Source organism: Cyanobacteriota bacterium (assembly GCA_025054735.1).
Classification (GTDB): domain Bacteria; phylum Cyanobacteriota; class Cyanobacteriia; order SKYG9; family SKYG9; genus SKYG9.
In genome coordinates this window covers 6578-9587 of record JANWZG010000025.1, presented here as the reverse complement: position 1 = coordinate 9587, position 3010 = coordinate 6578, and the positions used below count along the sequence as shown (strand labels likewise).

The window sequence follows — 3010 nt, the reverse complement described above, 5'->3', positions numbered from 1 at the left end:
TCTATAGAGAGTCGATGCCAGCACTGAGGCTAGTTGTTCGAGATGATGCCGCTGGTGAGTTGCCATCAGAGTCAGGCGAATTCGGCTAGTGGGCACCGTTGGCGGACGAATTGCCGGAGCAAAGATCCCCTGATGCAGTAGCTGTTGACCTACCTGGAGAGCAGTAGCCGCATCTGGCAAGGGCAGGCAGATGATAGGTATGGGTGGAGCAGACGGCGGTGGAGACGATCGACCTGCAATCTCTGACCAGTAGTGATGCCACCAGTGCACTTTTTCCCAAAGTTGAGTTCGGCGATGGGGTTCAGCTTGCACAATATGAATTGCTGCCAAAGCAGCAGCCGCATCTGCTGGAGACAGTGCTGTTGTGTAGACCCAACTAGGTGCACGATTGCGCAAAAAGTCAATCACAGGTCGAGAGCCTGCAACATAGCCACCTAGACTGCCTAATGCTTTGCTGAGAGTACCCATCTGAACTAGGGGTTTGCCCGTGCAACCCAAATATTCAACCGCCCCTGCACCTGTAGTTCCTAGCACACCAGTGGCGTGGGCTTCGTCAACTAGCACCATACAGTCAAAATGGGCTGCTAAGTCTAAGATTTCAGGCAACGGACAGAGGTCACCATCCATGCTAAATACTGTATCCGTAAGAATTAGGCAACGACGATGAGCTGCGCGGTGGTGGCTAAGCTGGCGCTGTAAGTCAGTAAGGTCACAGTGGTCATAGTCCAGAACAGTGGCTCCACTGGCGATCGCCCCTGTTTTCAAACTGGAATGGTTATAGCGATCGCTAAGAATCAGGTCTCGCTTACCCACTAAGGCAGCGATGGTGCCCACATTAGCCAAATAGCCAGAACTAAACACTAAGGCATCTTCTGTTTGCTTTAACTCAGCGATGGCTCGTTCTAGCTGTTGGTGCAATAGTCGGTGACCGCTGAGCAGGCGAGAGCCTGTACTGCCTGTGCCGTAGGTGCGGGTCGCTGCGATCGCTGCCTCAATCAGCCGAGCATCCCCAGCCAGCCCCAGATAGTCATTGCTAGCAAAGTTAATTACAAGCTTACCGTCGAGTACAACCTCTGCACCGGGCAAGCCGGTAATTGTTTTTACGCTGCGATGCCACCGTGCCCGCCGGATGGTCGCCAGAGATTGCTCAATCCAAGCGTAGGGATGACTAGGAATAGTTGGATCGCTCAAGGTTGTTAATTAACGTCGTTGAAGTTGGGGAACCGTAATTGCCATCATAAGCAATAAACTTGACGATGGCCCTCAGTGCCACACCCTCATCCAGTCCAAATTGCTATCAGGCAACCATACCTGCGGTTGACTAACGGGCATGAGTCGGTAACCTTTAGCAACACGGATGCGGATAATGTTGGTATCTTTACTGACATCAAGGTAACCAGCATCCCACACATCCATGCGCGTAGTGCCTGTAACGACAATCCGATAGGCTCCAGGTTTGAGGGCGATCGCTTGCCGACGGTTAAAATTCCGAAACGTGACTAACTCCTGCCCGTTAACCCAGACACTGCCCCAGTCCTTACCCAATGCCTCAAACTCCACTAGCACTGGACGCTTCTCTGGCGGCACAATAACTACATCCGGTGGCACGATAATCACAGGTGGCGGTGCGATAATGATCTGAGCTAGAGCAGGCGAAGTAAGCGCTGTGCCTATCCCCGCTAGCACCATAGCTATCGCTGCTTGCACTGTAAACCGTCCACCGAATTGCCTAACCCTAACCATCGTTGACTCTTAACAACCCGTAATCCTTACAGACTGAATCATACCCAGCCAAGTTCCTAACAACTAGGGTCTAGCGCAGCTAAGATTCAGTACATCACCAACGGAGCTTGCTACTCTGATGATGGGGACGGTTGATTTAACATGGGGGTAAGGTAGGCTACCAGGGCACCGATCGCAAATCCCATAATGTTACGTAGCAGAGGTAACCAATCCGTTGTTCGCGTCACTACCGGCCCAATCCCGAAAGCAATAAACAAGATACCCCACAGTGGCGAGAAAATTAGTGCCCACTGCCATGCAAACGGCTTGCCGCCACGGGGTTGAGACGCAAATCCCAGCACAATCCCACCCACTACGGAGGTAATTAAGGTCAGAATCCACTGCTCTCTGGGTAACCCTGGCACCACTTTGCAACCGTTTCGACGTAGGCAGTACTCAAGGGAACGAATAGCCTGAATAATTGATTGATCTTCGCCGTTTTCACGCACAAAGAACTGGTTGCCATAGCGGGTTTGCAGCTCTATCCAAAACGTGCGTGGCAGTAATGGATACAAGTCATCGCCCACGCTGAAGTTCAAGAGGTTACCGCCACGGGCATCGGCCACCAACATCACACTTTTGTCGTCTAGGTTCCAAAATTCCTTGACGGCTCGGCCTGGAGTGCGATCAAACTGAGTCAGCACTCGCAGTTTCCATCCTGTTTCTGCCTCAAAGTCTGACAGTTCCTGATCTAACTGAGCCTCTTGGATGGCCGTCAATGTTCTTGCCAAATCGATGACATTTGTGGGGCTATCTGGCAACAGTTCAGGGTTGTCATAGGCGTAGGCTGGTGCTGCTAGCATGCAAGTCAGACTAACCAGCAATAAAGCCATTAGCCTCATTAGCAACGGTTGGGCAACAAGAGCGAATGACGTGAGACTAGGCATCTTAAATCGCATCATGGATACTGAATCTGATAACAGCAGGATTATGAGTGTGACTTTACAGTTGTTTACCTTAATGTAATAGTTTTCAGGATCAGATCTCAAGGGATCTGTAAGGTGGGGATGGTTTTCAGCCAAAGCGAGTACACTAGGGACATATGCTCCTCGTTAGGTTGAGCTAGGAGAGTTTCACACCTATGTCTTCAGTGCTTGCGTTTGTAGCTGCTGTTGTGTTAGCTGCGATCGGCTATACTGCGGGGTCTGCCAAAATTATCCGTCAGGGCGATCAGGCTATCGTAGAACGCTTGGGAAAATATAAAAGAACCCTAAAGCCAGGGTTGAAC

General features: G+C 51.0%; 4 protein-coding genes. 1 reads left to right on the top strand and 3 read right to left on the bottom strand.

Annotated features, from left to right (window positions below; translation table 11 throughout):
- The 3 genes from bioF to NZ772_02400 all read right to left on the bottom strand — a co-directional run.
- Window positions 1-1176, bottom strand: a 1176-nt coding sequence (gene bioF, locus NZ772_02410) for an 8-amino-7-oxononanoate synthase (GenBank protein MCS6812414.1), incomplete at its 3' end; no start/stop codon positions are given.
- Window positions 1177-1263: 87 nt separating this feature from the next.
- Window positions 1264-1743, bottom strand: a complete 480-nt coding sequence (locus NZ772_02405; protein ID MCS6812413.1) for a hypothetical protein — start codon at window positions 1741-1743, stop codon at window positions 1264-1266.
- A gap of 110 nt (window positions 1744-1853) precedes the next feature.
- The gene (locus NZ772_02400) at window positions 1854-2615 is read right to left on the bottom strand and encodes a TPM domain-containing protein (protein MCS6812412.1); all 762 of its coding nucleotides are present in this window, start codon (window positions 2613-2615) and stop codon (window positions 1854-1856) included.
- A gap of 248 nt (window positions 2616-2863) precedes the next feature.
- On the opposite strand from NZ772_02400, the gene NZ772_02395 reads away from it, so the two are divergent.
- Window positions 2864-3010 (top strand): paraslipin (locus NZ772_02395; GenBank protein ID MCS6812411.1); only part of this gene is annotated, 147 nt, incomplete at its 3' end.